The following is a 19956-nucleotide window of genomic DNA, read 5'->3' on the forward strand; positions in this document are numbered from 1 at the left end:
TTAAGAGGTTTGACATGTCTTCGACTGAGCAGACACAGCCTTTAATTAGCCACCTTCTAGAACTACGTAATCGCCTACTACGTGCGATTGTCGCGGTGCTAGTGATATTTGTCGGGCTAATTTATTTTGCTAATGATATTTATGAATTCGTATCAGCACCTTTGGTAGATCGTCTACCTGAAGGGGCGACGATGATCGCAACCGATGTTGCATCGCCATTTTTCACACCACTGAAATTAACCTTGATCGCGTCTATATTCCTCGCGGTTCCGTTTATTTTGTATCAGGTGTGGGCTTTTGTTGCTCCGGGTTTATACAAGCATGAAAAACGCTTGATCATGCCGCTATTGGCTTCAAGTTCATTGCTGTTTTACTGTGGTGTGGCGTTCGCTTACTTTATTGTATTCCCGTTGGTATTTGGCTTTTTTACAGCTATATCATTAGGGGGAGTAGAGTTCGCAACCGACATCTCAAGCTATCTTGATTTTGTACTCGCGCTGTTCTTTGCTTTTGGTATTGCCTTTGAAGTGCCAGTTGCGATTATCTTGCTGTGTTGGACGGGGGCAACAACGCCTCAATCTCTGTCTGAAAAGCGTCCTTACATTGTTGTGGGTGCTTTCATCATAGGTATGATGCTGACACCACCAGATATGATCTCGCAAACACTGTTGGCGATTCCAATGTGTATTCTGTTTGAGATTGGTCTGTTCTTCGCACGTTTTTATACGCGTAAGCCAGATACGGATGAAGAGGAAGAAGCTGAATCTTGATTCGGAATGCTTCAGTAAAAATCACATAATAAAAAAGCGGCCTAGGGCCGCTTTTTTATTATGTCTGTTTATCGAATCTTTAACTGATAGCCACAGTTCTGACATATATAGAGCTCTTTGATGCCCAAAATTTTATGCCATAGGGTTCGATGTTGACGTTGTAAGTGTTGTGAATGGTCACACATAATCAACTACCTCCATATGCAGGTGGTTGATACTATACATGTCACTTAGCTTTCTCAAATAAATTCAGGAAAAATCCGTAATAATTACTTATTAATAGATTTATCATAAATTAAACAATGCCTTAGCATTTGTGCTCGTTATGTTTTCGACTTCTTTAAGGGTAATTCCGCGCAATTCAGCGATGCGTTTTGCTACTAATTCTGTGTAGGCTGGTTCATTGCGTTTACCGCGATTTGGTGTTGGTGCTAAATATGGGCAATCTGTCTCTAGGATGACGTAATCCATATCAAGATGTGGGATCACCTTGTCCATCCCTGAGTTCTTAAAGGTCGAAACGCCGCCTAAACCTAAATGAAAGCCTAGCTCGTTGATCGCTTGAGCTTCCTCTAAGCTGCTACCAAAGCAGTGGAATACCCCGCGTAAGCTGCCATCTTGTTCTTTACGAAGTAGGGCAAGTGTCTCTTCAATGGAATCACGAGTGTGGATCACCACAGGTAGATCAAGCTCTTTTGCCCACTGCAGTTGAGTCACAAACGCCATCTCTTGTTCAGCCTTGAAGGTTTTATCCCAGTACAAGTCGATACCAATCTCACCCACGGCGATAAAGTCATGCTTATCAAACCAAGCTCGAATGGTTTTGAGGGTTTGCTCGATATTCGCATCCACATAACAAGGGTGTAAGCCCATCATTGAACGGCACACATCAGGAAACTGAGCTTCCGTCGCTAACATTGGCTCGATAGATTCTAAATCGATGTTCGGCAATAGAATGGTATCAATCCCTTGAGCCAGTGCGCGCTGCACGACTTGTTCGCGGTCTTCATCGAATTCACTAGCGTAAATATGAGCATGGGTGTCGATCATTGTTTTGTCCTGAAAGCGGTCTTTACTGAGTTGTCATGAGTATACGGCAGTGTGAGGAGAAGGTCATTTTTTGCCATTTATCCCTGTTTTTGAGTGGGTTTCATATTTTACTGCTAGCGTCCTGAGCCATCAGTGATATGCTTTTGCCTGTATTTAGCACTTTTCATATCTAAGTATTTCGGTGCTTAGACTAGGCAAGGAGAATCTAGTGTCTGTTTCAATTCAAGGTCAATTCCCAGGTCGCCGTATGCGCCGTATGCGTAAGCACGACTTTAGCCGTCGCCTAATGGCAGAAAATCAATTGTCTGTGGATGATCTAATCTACCCAATGTTTATCCTGATGGGTAAAGACCGCCGCGAGCCTGTCGAGTCAATGCCAGGTGTTGAACGCTTGTCGATCGATTACATGCTCGAGGAAGCAGATTACCTGTCAAAACTGGGTGTTCCTGCGATTGCTCTATTTCCAGTCGTGAACCAAGATGCTAAAAGTTTATGCGCAGCTGAAGCTCATAACTCAGAAGGTTTGGTGCAGCGCGCTGTACGTTTACTAAAAGAGCATGTGCCAAACATTGGCGTTATTACTGACGTAGCACTAGACCCGTTCACCACTCACGGCCAAGACGGCATCATCGATGAAGATGGTTACGTGATGAATGACGAGACGACTGAAGTCTTGATCAAGCAAGCATTATCACACGCTGAAGCAGGTGCTGACGTGGTTGCACCATCAGATATGATGGATGGTCGCATTGGTAAGATCCGTGAAGCGTTAGAAGAAGCAGGCCATATTCATACTCAAATTATGGCGTACTCTGCGAAATACGCATCGTGCTACTACGGTCCATTCCGCGACGCAGTCGGCAGTGCTTCAAACCTGAAAGGTGGTAACAAGAAGAACTACCAGATGGCTCCTGCGAACAGCGATGAAGCTATTCACGAAGTCGCGATGGATCTTAATGAAGGTGCGGACATGGTGATGGTTAAGCCTGGCATGCCTTACCTAGATATCGTGCGCCGTGTGAAGCATGAACTTCAAGCGCCGACATTTGCATACCAAGTATCTGGTGAGTATGCGATGCACAAAGCAGCGATTCAAAACGGTTGGCTGAAAGAGCGTGAAACCGTCATGGAATCACTGTTGTGCTTTAAGCGCGCAGGTGCTGATGGCATTCTTACTTACTTCGCTAAAGATGTGGCTGAGTGGCTTGCAGAAGACAACGCACAAGCCGCAGAGCACTTAAAAGAAAAGTAATCGTGTAGGGTTCACTTAAGTGATCAGTAAAGGGTTGGCCATTGTGCCAGCCCTTTCGTTTATAAGGATGAATAAGATGTCAGTTGTCGTACGTGAAGGTTCGTTAGAAGAAGTGGTGTCTGTGGTCGAGCAGATCTCTGAGTTCGCTAAAAAAGAGAGCGTCGCTTCTCTTTCAGAGCGGCTGGCAGGAAAAAAGAACCTTATTTTAGTGGCTGAAGAAGCTGACGTGCTGCTCGGTTTTAAGATCGGCTATGAATTGGATCAAGATACTTTTTACAGCTGGTTTGGTGGCGTGTCACCGCTCGCGAGGAACAAAGGCGTTGCACAGGCGCAATTAGACGCTCAGGAACAGTGGGCGAAAGAGCAGGGCTACAGACAGTTAAAGGTTAAGTCTCGTAACCAGTTCCCTGCAATGTTGCGCCTGTTATTGAGAAACGGTTACCTAATCGAAAAATTTGAAGAAAAAGAAGACATTAATGACCACAGAATTCATTTTTTGAAGCAAATTTAAGCACTGCTGTTAACGTTTTATAAATTAAATGAGATTTATTATCATTTAAGTGTTGACTATTAAATGAGAATCATTATTATTAACTTCGTCTTAGGGAATGAGGAAATGTTCACAAGGATGTTAAGTACTCAAGTATCTACTTGGTTACCCAACAGAATTCTCGCGAACTTGTACTAAGTTCTTTTTGACACGACATTGCTCACATTGCTTCCAGTGTAATTTATAGCTTTTAGGTAAAGCTGTGGTATTCAATTTGAATGGCTTTACCGGTTTTTGCTAGGCGACATCTTCGGGTGTCGCTTTTTTTATACCTACCATTTCAACAAGATGCATATTTAGTGGCACGTATTTTTATGAATAAAACGCCATCAGCATTCTTTTCCACAACGCAAGATCGAGAAAAGATCGTTGATCATCTGCTCGATCTGTAAAATTATTCTTTATTTTCAGTTGTTTATTGGTGTTTTTTGAGTTGTTCACCGTAGTTCTCAACAGGGTGGATAAATAATATAAACAGAGTTATCCACAGAACGCTTGCGTCTAAGAACAAAAAATAACAACAAATCGATTATAACGAACACAACCGAGTGAACGGATACAGATCGACAACGTGGAATCCAACCAACAGACGTGGCATTCTTAACAGATAATTTCTGTACTTACTGGATACACAAACATTATGGCTCGTATTCCTGATAATCCATTGATTCTGATCGATGGCTCTTCTTACCTATATCGCGCGTTCCATGCTTACCCTGGCACAATGAGCAATGGTGATATCCCAACTAACGCTGTTTACGGTGTAGTTAACATGCTGCGCAGCATGATGCGTCAATTTGCTTCTGATCGTATTGCGGTAATTTTTGATGCGAAAGGAAAGACGTTCCGTGATGACATGTACCCAGAGTACAAGGCAAACCGTCCACCTATGCCTGATGATCTTCGTTGCCAGATTGAGCCTTTGCACAATGTGATTCGTGCAATGGGTTTGCCACTTATCTCTATTCCCGGCGTTGAAGCGGATGACGTGATCGGTACGCTTGCTTCTCAAGCTTCTGCGATAGGTATGCCTGTGCTTATTAGTACTGGCGATAAAGATATGGCCCAGCTTGTCGATGACAACGTTACTCTGATCAACACCATGACCAACGTGGTAATGGATCGTGAAGGCGTGATTGAGAAGTTTGGCATTCCACCAGAGCTGATTATCGACTACCTTGCGCTGATGGGCGATAAAGTCGATAACATCCCAGGTGTTCCGGGTGTCGGTGATAAGACAGCGACTGCTCTGCTGCAAGGCATTGGTAGCATCGAAAAGCTGTATCAAAACCTGGATGATATTGCCGCTCTTGGCTTCCGTGGTTCAAAAACCATGGCTAAGAAGCTGATTGATAATAAAGACAACGCTGAGATGTCTTACGAGCTTGCAACGATCAAACTGGACGTCGAGTTAGAAGAGACACCGGAGTCGCTTGTAAAAGCACAACCAAACACGGATGAGCTGATTAAGCTATATGGTCAACTGGTCTTCAAGTCTTGGTTGAACGAGCTACTTGAAGGTGGCAGTGGTGTGGTTGAGGCGGATGAAAAGTCGGGCGCAGTGCGTAGCAATACGGCATCAACCACTTCTACCATAGAAATGAACACCTCTGCCGTGACGATTGATCGTAGCAACTACGAAACTATCCTCGATGAAGCGTCATTCAATGTTTGGCTAGAGAAACTGAAAGCGGCTGAAGTGTTTGCTTTCGATACCGAGACAGACAGCCTAGATTACATGGTGGCGAACCTCGTTGGCCTGTCATTCGCGACTGAAGAAGGCGTTGCCGCTTACGTACCGGTTGCCCATGATTACCTAGATGCACCTCAGCAGCTGGATCGCGATTGGGTACTTGAACAGCTTAAGCCGATTCTTGAAGATGATACACAAGCGAAAGTAGGTCAGAACCTTAAGTATGATATGAGTGTGCTAGCGCGCTACGGTATCGAGATGAAAGGCATCAAACACGACACCATGTTGGCGTCTTACGTTTTCAATAGCGTAGGTGGCAAGCATGATATGGACAGCCTAGCGCTGCGTTTCCTTCAGCACAGCTGCATCTCATTTGAGCAAATCGCAGGTAAAGGTAAGAAACAGCTTACTTTCAACCAGATTGAGCTGGGTGAAGCGTCTCCATACGCGGCAGAAGATGCTGACGTGACACTACGTCTTCATAACCGTTTGATGGAAAACATTGAGCAAGATGAAAAGCTAAAAGCCATCTATGAAGAAATCGAAGTACCACTGATCCCTGTAATGTCTCGCATTGAACGTACTGGCGTATTCATCGATGACATGCTGCTGGGCGCTCAATCGCAAGAGATTGCGGTTCGTCTGGATGAGTTAGAACAGAAAGCCTACGAGATTGCAGAGCAAGAGTTCAACATGAACTCTCCAAAACAGCTGCAAGCGATCCTGTTTGAGAAAATGGGCCTGCCAGTTATTAAGAAAACGCCATCAGGTGCACCTTCAACCAACGAAGAAGTGCTGCAAGAGTTGGCTCTTGATTACCCGCTACCTAAGCTGATCATTGAGTATCGTGGCCTTGCGAAACTAAAGTCGACCTACACAGATAAACTACCGAAGATGATCAACGCTGAAACGGGTCGTGTTCATACGTCTTATCACCAAGCGGTGACAGCAACGGGTCGTTTGTCTTCAACAGATCCAAACCTACAGAACATCCCAATTCGTAATGAAGAAGGCCGTCGTATCCGCCAAGCATTTGTTGCACAGCATGGCTGGAAGATTCTAGCGGTCGATTACTCTCAAATTGAATTGCGTATCATGGCGCACCTTTCGGGTGATAAAGCGCTTCTGGAAGCATTCCAACAAGGCAAAGATATCCACGCGGCAACGGCGGCTGAGATCATTGGTGTTGATATTGAGAGTGTGACCACTGAACAACGTCGTCGTGCTAAAGCCGTTAACTTCGGTCTTATCTACGGTATGAGTGCCTTTGGCTTGGCTAAGCAACTGGGTATTCCTCGTGGTGAAGCACAACACTACATGGATACTTACTTCGAGCGTTACCCTGGCGTAATGCAGTATATGGAAGACACGCGCAGTGCAGCTTCAGAGCAAGGCTTCGTTGAAACCATTTACGGTCGTCGTCTGCACCTTCCTGAGATTCAATCTCGTAATGGCATGCGTCGTAAGGCTGCTGAACGCGCGGCGATCAACGCGCCAATGCAAGGCACAGCGGCTGACATCATTAAGAAAGCGATGTTGTTGGTGGATGAGTGGATTCAAGCGGAAGGCGATGGTCGTGTGAAACTGCTTATGCAGGTACACGATGAATTGGTGTTTGAAGTGGAAGAGTCATCTTTAGCCGAAATTGAAAGTAAAGTACAAGAATTGATGGAATCCGCTGCAGAACTAGAAGTGCCGCTTGTCGCGGAAGCTGGCCACGGTGACAACTGGGATCAAGCCCACTAATCAGTTTTTGACCTTAATAAGCAAATTAGTATGAGCCAGTGCACAAACACTGGCTTTTTTTTGTCTCAAATAAAGTTAAGTCGCAATAAGAATTTAGGTGTTTTAATAAAACATTCATGAAAAAAAACTACAAAAGTTGTTTTCATTTCTGAGCAATTGTTGTACATTAAATCTCGTAGGGTACAGAGGTAAGATGTTCTATCTTTCAGACCTTTTGTTTCACGTTATTGGATTAGGCTGATTCAGCCGCCCCAGTCAGTATTTGACTGGGGCGTTTTTTCTTGTGCGAAAGAAAAATATTTCCAACCTACCATTCCCCCGTAAAACCTCTCATTTTTAGCGCCTTTTATTACACTTTCTCAAGCACAGTGATAAACCCCTGATTTGCCTTAGATCTGGAATTCGATCAGCGTTTGGTAATTTAAATCCGTCTCTAAGTCGATTGTTTTATCACTTGAAATAACTTTTATTTTACAAGTTATCGATAAAGGATTGATGGCCCACGCCTTATTTATCAGTGTATTGAGTCGGTGAATGCTCAATGTAATCTATGATTTTCTGTTGTTTCTCGGTGCTGTATTTCAGTGCTTCGGCGGTGATCTGGATGGATTGCGCCATCGAAGAGATATTGCTGGTCGCTTTTACCAAGGTTTGCTGCATGGGTTTTAAGATCAGTAGATAAATAGCGGTCAGGGCGATAATAATCACACAGATAACAGCAACCAACGCAATGATGACTTTGGTTTGGATATCATCGAGCAGCGTTTGGCTTGTCTGCTTAAAGGCAACGCGAGATTGGTCTAAGGCCTGTGGCAGTTGATTGAGGGATGTCTTGGTGGAGCTCGCAAGCTTATTGATGCTTTCAACGGTTTGATTGAGGGCTTGTTGCTGGTCGTCGCTTAGATTGGGGTTGTTGACTATCGCCTGCAAAGATTGCGATATCACCTCAAGAGACTCACTCGCATCTTGGGCGTACTTTTCCATGCCATCTAGGTCTAATGTCATATCGACATTGATCAGTGGGGCTTGTTCTTGTTCTGCTTCAGAGGCAAACCCTGTCAGTGAGACCAACATAAGTGCAATGATGGCCAATGGTGTTTTCCACATGAGTATTCCTTTCTCATTGTTCTGATTATTTAGATGTGTCTTTTAGTATGGTTCACTTCTATTGGTTTTAGTGGCTAAATCCGATCTTTAACACTAAAAACTTAGGCTTAACTCACTAATTTTTGGGCAAAAAAATACCCCACCTATATAAGGAGGGGCATTGATAAGGCTAAATCACCTGTTGTAAGTGCTCTAACCTGTAGCGATAAGTAGAGGAATTACTCTGAGTCGTTATGTTCTTCGTCCGCTAACTCATCAAGGATTTGATCAGCAAGCGCTGGAGCAAACCACTCATCCATCTTGGCACGCAGTTGGTCGACGCCGATGCCCTTCATTGAAGAGAAGACATCAACCGCAACATCACCACCGAAAGATTTTGCATCGTTACGGATTTTCAGTAGCTGTGCTTTACGCGCACCACTTTTCAGTTTGTCTGCTTTTGTTAACAAAACCTGTACTGGGATGCGGCTATCGATAGCCCAGTAGATCATTTGTTGGTCAAGGTCTTTCATTGGGTGACGGATATCCATCAATACCACTAAACCTTTCAGGCTTTCACGTCGTTGTAGGTATTCACCTAGCGACTTCTGCCATTTTTTCTTCATCTCAAGTGGTACTTGAGCAAAGCCATATCCAGGTAAATCGACGATATGACAACCGTCCGTTACCTTAAATAGGTTGATTAGCTGAGTTCGACCGGGTGTTTTACTGGTTTTCGCCAAGCTTTTTTGGTTTGTAACGCGATTTAGCGCGCTAGATTTACCAGCATTGGAGCGTCCTGCAAACGCAATTTCGATCCCTTCGTCTTCTGGTAAATGACGAATATCAGGTGCACTGGTAATGAAATGCGTGTTTTGATAATGAATTTTTACGCTCACTGTTAACTCCATCTCGACTTTGTGTAGTCGATTGATTACTTTTTTGTGAATTTGTGTAAAATAACCGTGCTCGGCATAAGGTCGCCTATTGTACCATGAGTGGCAACATAGAGTGGTACTGGAAGCTTGATAATTATAATGGAATGTCATGAAGAAATTAGCGCTAATTTTGAGTCTTTTAGCCAGCTGCTCAGTATGGGCTCAAGGTAGTATTGAAGCTGGTAAAGCCAAATCACAAACATGTGTTGCCTGCCACGGTGCTGACGGCAACAGTCTGATCACTCAGTACCCTAAGCTGGCCGGTCAACATGAGAAGTATCTAGAGAAGCAGTTAAAAGAGCTTAAGCTAGGTATGACAAGTGGTGGTAAGCAAGGTCGTTACGAACCTGTAATGGGTGCAATGGCGATGCCTTTATCTGAAGAAGATATGGCTGACCTAGCGGCATACTACGCCTCTCTACCTATCTCTAGTAATTCTACTCCTGAAAATGTAGTAGATGAAGGTAAGGTTCTTTACACCGCGGGTAACGCAGAACGTGGCGTAACGGCGTGTATTGCTTGTCACGGCCCTCGTGGTAATGGTACCGAACTTTCTGGTTTCCCTAAGATTTCAGGTCAGCACGCAGATTACATCAAGGCTCAACTTGAGAAATTCCGCGATGGTGACCGTAATAACGACATGAATGCGATGATGCGTGATGTAGCTAAAAAGTTAACAGACGCTGATATTGATACCTTATCGAAGTACGTTGGTGGTTTACACTAATTTGTCGGTTTCTTGCTCTTAGCCAGAGTAAAGGAATGTACGTTCGAGCGAGATTGAAGAGACGCCCCGATCAGTAATGATCGGGGCGTTTTCTTTTGTATTGGTTTTATTAATGCATTTTGTGTTTATGTCTGATTTATCAATGTGTGATCGATTTGTGTACAAAAGTGTGAAGTCGCACTCTTGTAGTCTTTTTGTAACACGGTAAAGTAACCGCCATCAGCTAGGAGCTGACTTAGATATGGATGATCATCTAGTCTAACGGTATAGACAGAAACGGATCAGGCTAGGACAGCCCAGCAACAAGGTGTTAGAAAAGGATAGCCAAAACTCATCAGGACGATGAACAACAAACAAATTTGGCATGGAAAGCACCAATAACAAATGGAGATTTGTGTACCAAGTTGAGTATGCAAATTTTGGCCGATATAGGCAGATTTAGAGAGCGATAGGTTTTCCTATCGCTTTTTTTATTGATTTGATGAAAAAACACCCAATACCTCTCCACTATAAACTCAGTTTCTGGTATGTTTCGCATCCCTGTTTAAGGATGTGCTATGTATACTTGTCCCTTATGCCATCACCAAGGCGTGAATCACTATTTTGAAGACAAACGCAGAGCCTATCTGCAGTGTCAGCAATGTGAACTGGTATTTGTTAAACCTGAACAAAGGTTAGAAGCAAAAGAAGAAAAAGCACACTATGATCTCCATGAGAACGATCCTAGTGATGCAGGCTATCGCCGCTTTTTATCTCGCATCGCGGATCCACTAACAGACAAAATTTCATCTAACTCACAAGGGTTGGATTTTGGTTGTGGCCCAGGCCCTACGCTATCTATTATGTTAGAAGAAGCCGGACACACCATGGAGTTGTACGATATCTATTACCACCCAGAACCCTCTGTGTTGGAAAAAACGTATGACTTTATGACTGCCACGGAGGTGATAGAGCATCTTTATCACCCAGACAAAGTGTGGCAGCAATGGTTGAATTTAGTTAAACCCAAGGGCTGGATTGGTCTTATGACTAAACTAGTAATAGACGTAGACGCGTTTGCTGGTTGGCACTACAAGAATGACCCGACACATGTCGTCTTCTTTAGTCGTCAAACATTCCAGTTTTTGGCAGAGCGGGATAAGCTCGAACTAGAATTTTTTGGAAATGATGTAATTTTACTGAGGAAAGTGCAGTAATGGGTCGTAGTAAGAAATCAAGAAAGCCGGGAGCACTTGGCGCTCCGGAACCTATGGTTACTCGTAACCGTAGTGAATCTGATGTTGAAGGTCGTGAACGTAAGCGTGTTAAAAAGCGTAAAGGCCTTAAGTCTGGCAGCCGTCACTCAGATGGTAGCGAAGCAAAACAGCGTAAAGCTGCACAAGCTCGTGACCCTCGTTTAGGCAGCAAGAAAAAAATTCCGCTGATCGTTGAACCAGCGAAGAAGCCGACTAAACAAGAGCGCAAGCTATCTAACGAACAAGAGTTAGAGATGCTTGAGAATGATGCTCAACTGAACACATTGCTAGATCGTATCGAAAATGGTGAAAACCTAGGTGCTGGTCTACAGAAGTTTGTTGATGAGAAACTTGATCGTATCGAACACCTAATGGGCCGCTTAGGTCTACTAGAGCCAGAAGACGATGAAGAAGAGATCTTCGAAGAAGCACCGGTTGCCTCTAAGAAGAAAGCGAGCTCTGACGAAGACTTGCTATCTCAATTCGAAGATTTCGATTTAGACAGCTTTAAAGGTTAATAGCCAATGAACGTAACCTTATTAGCAATTGCTGGTGGAATTATCATTCTCGGCTTGGGCTCTTATGCAGGTTACCTTCTACTTCAAGTGAAGAAGCAGACGGAGTTGCAAAAGCAGCATCAAGCACTAGCCATTGAAAAACGTAACGCGACGATTTACGAAAACGTAAATACTTTGTGCTTAGCGGGCATTCAAGGGCAATGTGACTTACCTGAGATCAGTATCCGAGTGTGTATCATTATGGATAATGTTCAGGGTGATGAGCGTGTCGATTTTGATTCTGAATATCCTGCTCTTTCTGAGCTGTACCATATCGTAAAAGATATGGCTCGCGGAGAGGCAAGACAGGAACTGACGAAGAAAGAACGTATGCAGCAGAATCTCACGCGCCATAAGGCAGAGACTCGCTTGAATGATGCGGTCATTGAAGATCTGAAAAGGTTGCAAGAGAAGGTTAAACCTCTCAACAACCAAATCAACATTCAGATGATCTAGTCGCTAAGACTTTTAAAATAGAGGCTTGTTTAATACAGGGTGTTCTTGAGACACCTTATCTTTATAGATAGTGTTAAATGAGCCTTCTTACCTTTTGCGTCTCGTTAATCCCGACGCTTTGTTAGTGATCAAGCTAGCAGTTCTGAGTTTTTGTCTAAAAAATTGATTTTGTCTTGGAACGACCTTACAGGTCGTGTGGCAAAATAACCCGTCTATATTTTAATGTATGTGAAATGATTTGAGAGACCTTAGGTTCTCGCGGATCTAAATTGGAAATACCGCTATGTCGAGCAAGCCAGTAACAACGAATCAGCAAATCGTTTGGGATCAAGAGATCTTAAATAAGTACAACTATTCGGGACCTCGTTACACCTCATACCCAACTGCGTTGGAGTTTCATGAAGCGTTTACCGTCGCTGATTACGACATGGCGTGTACTCAATATCCTGAGCGTCCACTCTCTCTTTACGTGCATATCCCGTTCTGCCACAAGCTTTGTTACTACTGTGGTTGTAATAAAGTCATTACTCGTCACTCGCATAAAGCGGATGAGTATCTTGATGTGATTGAACATGAAATCCGCCAACGCGCCTCTCTATTGAATGGCCGTGAAGTGACGCAATTGCACTTCGGTGGTGGTACGCCAACGTTCTTGACCAAGACACAAATCACTCGCTTGATGATGATTCTACGTGATGAGTTTAACTTCACCGCTGACGCTGAAATCAGTATCGAAGTCGACCCGCGTGAGATTGAGCTAGACGTACTTGACCACCTGCGTAACGAAGGCTTCAACCGCCTGAGTATTGGTGTTCAAGACTTCAATAAAGAAGTACAGAAGCTGGTTAACCGTGAGCAAGATGAAGAGTTCATCATTGCGATGGTTCAGCGTGCGAAAGAGCTAGGCTTCCGTTCAACCAACCTTGATTTGATCTACGGCCTACCAAAGCAGACTCAAGCTTTGTTCGCTGAAACATTGAAGCAAGTGCTAGAGATGAAACCAGGTCGTTTATCGGTATTTAACTACGCACACATGCCTCAGCTGTTTGCTGCGCAGCGTAAGATTAAAGACGAAGACCTACCTGAAGCGAAAGAGAAAATGGCTATCTTGCAAGATACCATCGAGACGCTAACGGGGGCGGGTTACCAGTTCATCGGTATGGACCACTTTGCTCTGCCTGAAGACGAGCTAGCAGTAGCACAACGTGAAGGCATTCTGCATCGTAACTTCCAAGGCTACACCACCCAAGGTGAAGCGGACCTAATTGGTTTCGGTGTTTCTGCTATCTCTATGGTCGGTGATGCTTACGCTCAAAACCAGAAAGAGCTGAAGAAGTACTACGCTCAGGTGAATGACCTACGCCATGCACTTTGGAAAGGCGTGGCACTAGACAGTGACGACCTTCTGCGTCGTGAAGTGATCAAGCAGCTTATCTGTAACTTCAAGCTTGATAAGACCATGATCGAATCTGAGTTCTCGGTTAACTTTAATCGCTACTTCAAAGAAGATTTAGAGCTTCTACAAACCTTCATCAACGATGATTTGGTTGAAGTCGATGACAAAGAAATCCGCGTTACTCTGCGTGGCCGCTTGCTGATCCGTAACATCTGCATGTGTTTTGATAAATACTTACGTGCAAAGGCTCGCCAGCAGCAATTCTCTCGTGTGATCTAATCGCTCGATAGAGAATAGAACAATAAAAAATGCCAGCATCATGCTGGCATTTTTGTATCTGACTCATTCGATTTCTGCCTGATTTAGGTGAGGTTCTCAGTGGTATTTTGTTTGATCTTGGCACTTTGATTGGTGTTACTGAGGTCAGTAGGCCATTGATCAAACGGAACTGGGCGACTGTATAAGAACCCTTGAGCAAGCGGGCACTGCAGCTGCTTGAGAAGTTCAGCCTGTTGCTGTGTTTCAACGCCCTCAGCGACCAAGCTTACTTTGAAACCTTTAGTGATGTTAACGATGGCCGCGACGATGGAGCTGTCGAGATTCTCTTTGCTGAGCTTACTAACGAAGCTACGATCGATCTTCAGGCAATCAAATGGCAGTTTTTGCAGATAGGCTAGGGAAGAGTAGCCAGTACCAAAATCATCAATTGCGATTGAGACCCCTAACGCTTTGAGCGTCAGCATGTTATCGATGATGGTCGGATCGTTATCGACGATGCGTGATTCGGTGATCTCTAGTGTCAAGTTGCTTGCTGGCAGTTTGGTGTCTCTTAGCGTGCCCTTAACCTGTTCGACAAAGCCACTTTCGCTTAGCTGATCGACTGATAGATTGACGTGAATCGAGAAGTCTTTGCTCCATTTTCCTGACTCAATAGCGATGGCTGTATCTCGACAGGACTTATGCAGAATTTGTTTTCCGATATCGTAAATGAGCCCGCTCTCTTCCGCGAGAGGAATGAACTCGAGCGGCGAGATCACCCCTTCATCGGTTATCCAGCGAGCTAAAGCTTCTGCACCTATGGTTGAGCCAGATTCCAGATCAATAATAGGCTGATAAAACGGTTCGAACTGTTGAAGCTCAATTGCTCGGCTCATTCGCGCTAGCATCTTGGTGCGATGTCTCGATGCTTTGCCCATCTCCGGGCTGTAAATGCTGACACTGGTTTTGTCTTGTTTCGCGTTGCTCAATGCAATGCTGCTATTGCGTAGCAGGAGTGTAATGTCGTAGAGATTCGAGACATTCACTATCCCCATCGATACCTTGATCACCACGCTTTCTGATTCCATTGAAAATGGGGAAGCGAAGGTTTGAAGTAAGCGGTTAGTCAGCAGCTGAACATCATCGCTTTGCGTTACGTTTGGTGCGTAAATGGCAAACTCATCACCACCAGTGCGAGCCAATAGGTATTCGGATGGCAGTGTGCCTCTTAAACGAGCGGCCGCAATGATAAGCAGTTGGTCACCATTGTAATGACCTAGGCTGTCATTGATGTCTCGGAAGCGATCAATACCAATCAAATACAGCGTGCCTTTTTCGTTGTCAGGGTGTTTCTTGGCAGCATCAATAAAGCCTTCACGGCTGTATAGCTTGGTTAATGAGTCATAGGTAAGCTGAGACTGTAATGCGTGAAACGAGGCCTTTAAGTTGTTGGCCATTTCATTGAATGACTCCACCAACATGCTGGTTTCATAGATATGCCCCGTCTTTGGCATGCTCGTGTCCCAATCGCCTTTAGCAAGGCGTTTGGCTGCATCTGCTGTCGAGGTGATGGGTTGGGTTACGCGATTAAAGGCAACTAATCCTGCAATGACCCCAAGGCAACTCAGTGCTAGCCCGAGCAACCAACTGTTTCTTTGATTTTCTGGTAATTTACCGAGCAGGTTGCTTTCAGGAATCGACACTCCAATAAACCACGTGAGGCCGTGTTCATCTTCGTAAGGGGTAATTTGGTTGAAGTAGCGTTCGTTGTCTAGGCGAAAGCTAAAGCGCTGCTCGCCCAAATTATCGATTAGGTGGAATTGGTCTACGTAACTGGCGCTTTCACGTATTACGGGGTTAGCACTCTCTGTTGCCAGTAAGCGTTGGCCTTTGTTAGTTTTTCCTGTACCCCATGAGACGACACTGCCTCCGCCGGAGTGTGCGACTAAACGTTGCTGTTTATCGATGATGTAAACAGAGGCATCTGTTCTATCTTTGAGCTTTCTGAGAAACGCATTGAAGGTATTGATCTTGATGTCGCTGACGACGACGGCTTTGAATTCGTTATCATCATAGATAGGCGCGAGAGCCGATAAGGTGATTTCTTGGCGTTCGTCAGCATTGGCATAAATTGGTGACCACAACGGTTTTTTCTGTGTCGCAACGGGTGTGTACCAAGGACGGATTCTTGGGTCGTAACCTGAAATTACCGATCGAATGTCTTCACTAATCTTGCTACCACGGTAAATGACCAACTGATCATTGGTGCGTTCGTCTTGCACCATCAAGGTGTAGCCTTTGTTGGCTTCTTTGCGGAAACCGACGTAGTTACCATCTTCAGAGCCAAAACCGATCACATCGAGTTGAGGTACAGCTGTGTAATGGTCTGAAAACGTATAAAAAATATAGTCTTGGACCTTACTGAGATTACCGGGCTGATAAAGGTGGTGGTAGCCGATGTTATGGCTGAGTGAGAGGTTCGCGTGAAATGGCTTCTCTAAAAAATTAGACAGGCTTTGATGAACATTGTCAGTCAGTGATGTTAGTTGGCGTGCACTAACATCACTCACCATCTCTTTGTAGCTTAGCTTTTGAGTGAAAACCATTACGCCCATAGTGAACAGAAAAATCATCACGAATGGCAGAACCACTGCGGTTCTCAAAGTAATTTGTGTTTTCAAAGACATCTTTAGCTACAACTTTGGTGAATAGTGTACTGTAATTGTACCGACACTATTCAAACCAAGCGACACTTTTTTGGTTAAAAAGTAGCTGCATCGAGAGTCATATAAGGTCTAGTACAGTTCTTTGAGTTTACGAGTTAGGGTGTTTCTTCCCCATCCCAAAACCTTAGCTGCATCCTGTTTATGACCATTAGTATGGTGGAGTGCAGCCTCTAGCAGTATACGTTCAAACTCTGGCAGAGCATAAGTCAGCAGCTCTTTTTCTCCTGAATCAAGCGCACACTTTGCCCAATTAGCGAGCAGTTGTTGCCAGTTATCTCCAGTTCCTGAGGTTGTCACCACTTTTTCTTCCAACAGCTCTGGTGGCAGGTCTGAAGGGAGAATTTCGCTGCCGCTCGCCATCACGGTGAGCCAACGACAAATGTTTTCAAGCTGACGCACGTTACCTGGCCAATTCAGCTGATTGAGTTTTAGGATCGTCTCTGGGTGGAGTGTTTTTACTTCAACACCGAGCTCTTCGGCGGCGGATGCTAGGAAGTGATGAGTCAGTTTTTCAATGTCTTGCTTACGTTCACGAAGTGCCGGGATATGGATTCGGATAACGTTGAGTCGGTGGAAAAGGTCTTCACGGAAGTCGCCTTCATGTACCAAGCGCTCAAGATCTTGGTGGGTTGCAGCAACGATACGAACGTCAACCTTAACCGCAGAGTGTCCACCCACACGATAAAATTGGCCATCAGAAAGTACACGTAGCAAGCGAGTCTGAATATCGAGTGGCATGTCGCCGATTTCATCAAGAAACAGGGTGCCGCCGTTGGCTTGTTCGAAGCGTCCTTGGCGAACGCTGTTAGCACCGGTAAAGGCACCTTTTTCGTGGCCAAACAGTTCAGACTCGATCAGATCTTTGGGGATAGCAGCCATGTTCAAGGCAATGAAGGGTTTCTTGGCTCTTGGGCTGTGGCGATGTAGAGCGTGCGCGACCAATTCTTTACCGGTACCCGATTCACCATTGATCAGCACGGATATGGATGAGCGAGACAAGCGGCCAATCGCTCGGAAAACTTCCTGCATTGCTGGTGCTTCACCGATGATTTCTGGCGCGTTGGTGTCTTCAGCGACTTCGCTGGCTTGTTCGCGTTTCTGTTCTTGGCTGTGCGCGATTGCTCGCTCTACTAGAGTCAGTGTTTCATCAATATCGAACGGCTTTGGAAGATATTCAAAGGCACCTTTTTGATAAGCATTCACCGCTGCATCAAGGTCTGAGTGCGCGGTCATAATGATCACGGGCAGGTCGGGAGAGCGTTGGTGAACTTGGTGTAACAGCTCAATTCCGTCAATGCCAGGCATGCGAATATCAGACACCAATACATCAGGTGTCTCGCGCTCAAGCGCAAGTAGTACGCTCTCAGCATCAGCAAATGTTTCACACTTAATATCCGCAGATGAAAGTGTTTTCTCTACTACCCAGCGGATAGAGCTGTCGTCATCGACGACCCAAACGTATCCCTTACTCATAATTCAATTCCTTTGCAGCCAAATCTATTGTGATAATCATTGTTGTTTTTATGATGTCTTAATCTTTGTGTACCGAGCTAAGCCTTTAATCTCGCTGTCCAATCACGAGGTTCTTGTGACCTAAATCGGTAGGTAAATCGTGAATGTGGTGTTGCCCGGCCAGCTTTCAACATCAATTTTCCCATTGTGTTGATCGATCAGGTTTTGAGAAATCGATAGCCCCAGCCCTGTTCCACCTTCTCGTCCGCTGACCATTGGGTAAAACAAGGTGTCTTTTAAATCATCGGGGATGCCCGGACCGTTATCGCTGATCTCAATACGAGCCGCGAGTTTGTGTCGCTGCCCGTGAATATTTGCTTGATGCACCGTTCTGGTGCGAATGGTGATTTTTCCAGAATCTTGAGTCTTTAGAATCTGTGCCGCGTTGCTCACGATATTGAGCATCGCTTGTTCAACCTGTGCCGAATCCATCAAGATGTCCGGTAGGCTAGGGTCGTAATCTCTTTCGATGGCGAGCGTTGACCCCGATTCTAGCTCTACGAGCTGTCTGACTTTCTCAAGTATTTGGTGAAGGTTCTCTTCTGACTTAGTTCCTGGCTTTTGAGGGCCAAGTAGACGGTCGACCAATGCTCTTAGGCGGTCGGCTTGCTCAATAATGATTTGCGTATATTCATTAAGAGACTGATCAGGAAGCATTTTCCCAAGTAACTGCGCCGCACCTCTTAAGCCACCGAGTGGATTTTTGATCTCATGTGCTAACCCGCGTACCAGCAGCTTAGCTGCTTGTTGTTGTGCATGTTGGTTGAGCTCTTGGCTAAGGCGTCTTTGCTGGTCTATCTTGCGCATCTCAACCAATAACAGCGTCTCTCGCTGCCAAGATATTGGGCTAACCGTGACTTCAAGCATCAGTGGGCGGTTATCAACAACGAAGGTAACGTCACTGTCGGTAATGCTCTGGCCACTTTGTAGCGGTTGCGTCAGAAGCGCCAAATCAAGTGAAGCGTGTTGGATAAGTTGGCTCAGTGGATGATCAACGATGCGTCGTGCGCTCTGTGAAAAGAGCTGCTCAGCCGCCGGATTGGCGTATCGGACATACAATTGCTCATCGAGCATCAATGTCGAAGTCACCATATTGTCGAGAATGGCGCTGGAAAGATGATGTGTATCTATGCTGTCGCTTTTGGCTGATCGATTCACTATTTCGTCCTTGAACTGGTGTTTTTCTCACTGCACCAAATTGGTGCGCAGCTAAGTTCAAGTATGGCGCATATCAACCAGAAGCTAAAGATAATTCATTAGAGTCGCTGAAAGCTGCTTCGATTAGGTGAAAAGTAGAGTTTATTTGGACTCTTTTAACACATTGGCCTACTTGAGCGTCGCTCGATGTAAATACACGGTGACTGGACTAGTAGATGCAATAAGCTTGCCGCTTCTATGTGCTTGAATTGCAATGGTGTGAGTACCTCGATCGATACCTTTTAATTCCCAAATAGGTTGGGTCTGTGGGGCGCCATATCGACGGCCATCGAGTATCAATTGTAATTGCTCCCCGATACCAAGTTTTCGGTTGAGTTCTATCTGAATCGGGATTAAGCCGCGATTACTACGAATGGTTTGATCATGAACTGGAGTCAACATGGTGAGGGCTAATTGAGTGGGAACCTCGCGCTCTGTGGTTTCGGTTTCTGCCTGGGTTTTAGCTGGTGTTTTAGTTGTAGAGGAAGCAGCGGCGTCAACCGGAGTCGAGGCCTCAAATTTAGGGGCGGGTGCTGAAGCTTGCACATCTGGCAGGCGAAGAGCCTCGGCATCTTGAGCACTAGGGTTATCACTAAAGTGGAGCACGCCATCTTCATCTACCCAGGTATACACAGTTTGAGCAGAGCACGAGAGCGTGACTGTTAACCCGATCAGGAACAGTATGTTTTTCATATCTTTAGCCTCTTTTCACCGCTAGGTGATTTCACGTTTGGCGTTGGTTTTGTTATTGGTTTTTTTGAATTTAGCGCGACAGCCTCTGAGGGCTTTTGTCTAAGGTATGTTACG

Annotated in this window: 17 protein-coding genes; 10 read left to right on the top strand and 7 right to left on the bottom strand. The window is 45.0% G+C overall.

Annotated features, from left to right (window positions below):
• The first annotated feature begins 14 nt into the window (after window positions 1-14).
• On the top strand, window positions 15-770 hold the full coding sequence (gene tatC / locus HRQ85_RS20825) for a twin-arginine translocase subunit TatC (protein ID WP_050644468.1): 756 nt from the start codon (window positions 15-17) through the stop codon (window positions 768-770).
• Between the two features lie 288 nt (window positions 771-1058).
• Here the strand turns inward: tatC and HRQ85_RS20830 are convergent, their stop codons facing one another.
• Window positions 1059-1820 carry a TatD family hydrolase gene (locus HRQ85_RS20830; protein WP_172380499.1) on the bottom strand — a complete coding sequence of 254 codons (762 nt, stop codon included), beginning with the start codon at window positions 1818-1820 and terminating at the stop codon, window positions 1059-1061.
• A 208-nt stretch (window positions 1821-2028) separates the two neighbouring features.
• Between HRQ85_RS20830 and hemB the strand changes: the two genes are divergently transcribed.
• The 4 genes from hemB to HRQ85_RS26500 all read left to right on the top strand — a co-directional run bounded on the left by hemB (window position 2029) and on the right by HRQ85_RS26500 (window position 7302).
• Window positions 2029-3072 (top strand): porphobilinogen synthase, encoded by a 1044-nt coding sequence (hemB, locus tag HRQ85_RS20835; RefSeq protein ID WP_050644470.1) that lies wholly within the window; start codon window positions 2029-2031, stop codon window positions 3070-3072.
• 76 nt (window positions 3073-3148) lie between these two features.
• Entirely contained in the window at window positions 3149-3583 is a 435-nt protein-coding gene (locus tag HRQ85_RS20840; RefSeq protein ID WP_048617757.1) for a GNAT family N-acetyltransferase, read from the top strand.
• A 679-nt stretch (window positions 3584-4262) separates the two neighbouring features.
• Window positions 4263-7061 (top strand): DNA polymerase I, encoded by a 2799-nt coding sequence (gene polA, locus HRQ85_RS20845; RefSeq protein WP_172380500.1) that lies wholly within the window; start codon window positions 4263-4265, stop codon window positions 7059-7061.
• Window positions 7062-7254: 193 nt separating this feature from the next.
• Window positions 7255-7302: a hypothetical protein gene (locus HRQ85_RS26500; RefSeq protein WP_438356636.1), complete on the top strand. Its 48-nt coding sequence runs from the start codon at window positions 7255-7257 to the stop codon at window positions 7300-7302.
• A 266-nt stretch (window positions 7303-7568) separates the two neighbouring features.
• Here the strand turns inward: HRQ85_RS26500 and HRQ85_RS20850 are convergent, their stop codons facing one another.
• Both HRQ85_RS20850 and yihA read right to left on the bottom strand, forming a co-directional pair.
• A complete protein-coding gene (locus HRQ85_RS20850) occupies window positions 7569-8168 on the bottom strand; it encodes a GTP-binding protein (RefSeq protein ID WP_172380501.1) in 600 nt (199 codons plus the stop codon).
• Between the two features lie 218 nt (window positions 8169-8386).
• Entirely contained in the window at window positions 8387-9046 is a 660-nt protein-coding gene (gene yihA, locus HRQ85_RS20855; RefSeq protein WP_172380502.1) for a ribosome biogenesis GTP-binding protein YihA/YsxC, read from the bottom strand.
• A gap of 148 nt (window positions 9047-9194) precedes the next feature.
• On the opposite strand from yihA, the gene HRQ85_RS20860 reads away from it, so the two are divergent.
• From HRQ85_RS20860 to hemN, 5 genes are all read left to right on the top strand, one after another.
• On the top strand, window positions 9195-9812 hold the full coding sequence (locus HRQ85_RS20860; protein WP_012602993.1) for a c-type cytochrome: 618 nt from the start codon (window positions 9195-9197) through the stop codon (window positions 9810-9812).
• A gap of 557 nt (window positions 9813-10369) precedes the next feature.
• Window positions 10370-11008, top strand: coding sequence for a class I SAM-dependent methyltransferase (locus tag HRQ85_RS20865; protein WP_019826511.1), 639 nt, complete (start codon window positions 10370-10372; stop codon window positions 11006-11008).
• Window positions 11008-11565, top strand: coding sequence for a Der GTPase-activating protein YihI (gene yihI / locus HRQ85_RS20870; protein WP_017060163.1), 558 nt, complete (start codon window positions 11008-11010; stop codon window positions 11563-11565). The genes HRQ85_RS20865 and yihI overlap by 1 nt, the downstream gene beginning before the upstream one ends.
• A gap of 6 nt (window positions 11566-11571) precedes the next feature.
• The gene (locus tag HRQ85_RS20875; protein ID WP_017060164.1) at window positions 11572-12060 is read left to right on the top strand and encodes a DUF2489 domain-containing protein; all 489 of its coding nucleotides are present in this window, start codon (window positions 11572-11574) and stop codon (window positions 12058-12060) included.
• A 283-nt stretch (window positions 12061-12343) separates the two neighbouring features.
• Window positions 12344-13735, top strand: a complete 1392-nt coding sequence (gene hemN / locus HRQ85_RS20880; protein ID WP_050648426.1) for an oxygen-independent coproporphyrinogen III oxidase — start codon at window positions 12344-12346, stop codon at window positions 13733-13735.
• An 83-nt stretch (window positions 13736-13818) separates the two neighbouring features.
• Here the strand turns inward: hemN and HRQ85_RS20885 are convergent, their stop codons facing one another.
• The 4 genes from HRQ85_RS20885 to HRQ85_RS20900 all read right to left on the bottom strand — a co-directional run bounded on the left by HRQ85_RS20885 (window position 13819) and on the right by HRQ85_RS20900 (window position 19842).
• The gene (locus HRQ85_RS20885; protein WP_172380503.1) at window positions 13819-16401 is read right to left on the bottom strand and encodes an EAL domain-containing protein; all 2583 of its coding nucleotides are present in this window, start codon (window positions 16399-16401) and stop codon (window positions 13819-13821) included.
• A 108-nt stretch (window positions 16402-16509) separates the two neighbouring features.
• Window positions 16510-17913: a nitrogen regulation protein NR(I) gene (gene glnG, locus HRQ85_RS20890; protein ID WP_017059224.1), complete on the bottom strand. Its 1404-nt coding sequence runs from the start codon at window positions 17911-17913 to the stop codon at window positions 16510-16512.
• Between the two features lie 120 nt (window positions 17914-18033).
• Entirely contained in the window at window positions 18034-19110 is a 1077-nt protein-coding gene (gene glnL, locus HRQ85_RS20895; protein WP_019826501.1) for a nitrogen regulation protein NR(II), read from the bottom strand.
• Window positions 19111-19278: 168 nt separating this feature from the next.
• On the bottom strand, window positions 19279-19842 hold the full coding sequence (locus HRQ85_RS20900; protein WP_172380504.1) for a DUF4124 domain-containing protein: 564 nt from the start codon (window positions 19840-19842) through the stop codon (window positions 19279-19281).
• Window positions 19843-19956 lie beyond the last annotated feature (114 nt).

Origin of the sequence: Vibrio sp. Vb339 (genome assembly GCF_902751245.1) — a bacterium.
Lineage (GTDB): Bacteria > Pseudomonadota > Gammaproteobacteria > Enterobacterales > Vibrionaceae > Vibrio > Vibrio coralliirubri.

Coding starts and splice junctions, on each gene's coding strand:
- HRQ85_RS20860 (WP_012602993.1), top strand. CDS start 9,195: ATGAAGAAATTAGCGCTAATTTTGAGTCTTTTAGCCAGCTGCTCAGTA.
- glnG (WP_017059224.1), bottom strand. CDS start 17,913: ATGAGTAAGGGATACGTTTGGGTCGTCGATGACGACAGCTCTATCCGC.
- HRQ85_RS20850 (WP_172380501.1), bottom strand. CDS start 8,168: ATGTGGAAAACACCATTGGCCATCATTGCACTTATGTTGGTCTCACTG.
- HRQ85_RS20840 (WP_048617757.1), top strand. CDS start 3,149: ATGTCAGTTGTCGTACGTGAAGGTTCGTTAGAAGAAGTGGTGTCTGTG.
- polA (WP_172380500.1), top strand. CDS start 4,263: ATGGCTCGTATTCCTGATAATCCATTGATTCTGATCGATGGCTCTTCT.
- HRQ85_RS20885 (WP_172380503.1), bottom strand. CDS start 16,401: ATGTCTTTGAAAACACAAATTACTTTGAGAACCGCAGTGGTTCTGCCA.
- hemN (WP_050648426.1), top strand. CDS start 12,344: ATGTCGAGCAAGCCAGTAACAACGAATCAGCAAATCGTTTGGGATCAA.
- HRQ85_RS20865 (WP_019826511.1), top strand. CDS start 10,370: ATGTATACTTGTCCCTTATGCCATCACCAAGGCGTGAATCACTATTTT.
- tatC (WP_050644468.1), top strand. CDS start 15: ATGTCTTCGACTGAGCAGACACAGCCTTTAATTAGCCACCTTCTAGAA.
- yihI (WP_017060163.1), top strand. CDS start 11,008: ATGGGTCGTAGTAAGAAATCAAGAAAGCCGGGAGCACTTGGCGCTCCG.
- HRQ85_RS20830 (WP_172380499.1), bottom strand. CDS start 1,820: ATGATCGACACCCATGCTCATATTTACGCTAGTGAATTCGATGAAGAC.
- HRQ85_RS20900 (WP_172380504.1), bottom strand. CDS start 19,842: ATGAAAAACATACTGTTCCTGATCGGGTTAACAGTCACGCTCTCGTGC.
- HRQ85_RS20875 (WP_017060164.1), top strand. CDS start 11,572: ATGAACGTAACCTTATTAGCAATTGCTGGTGGAATTATCATTCTCGGC.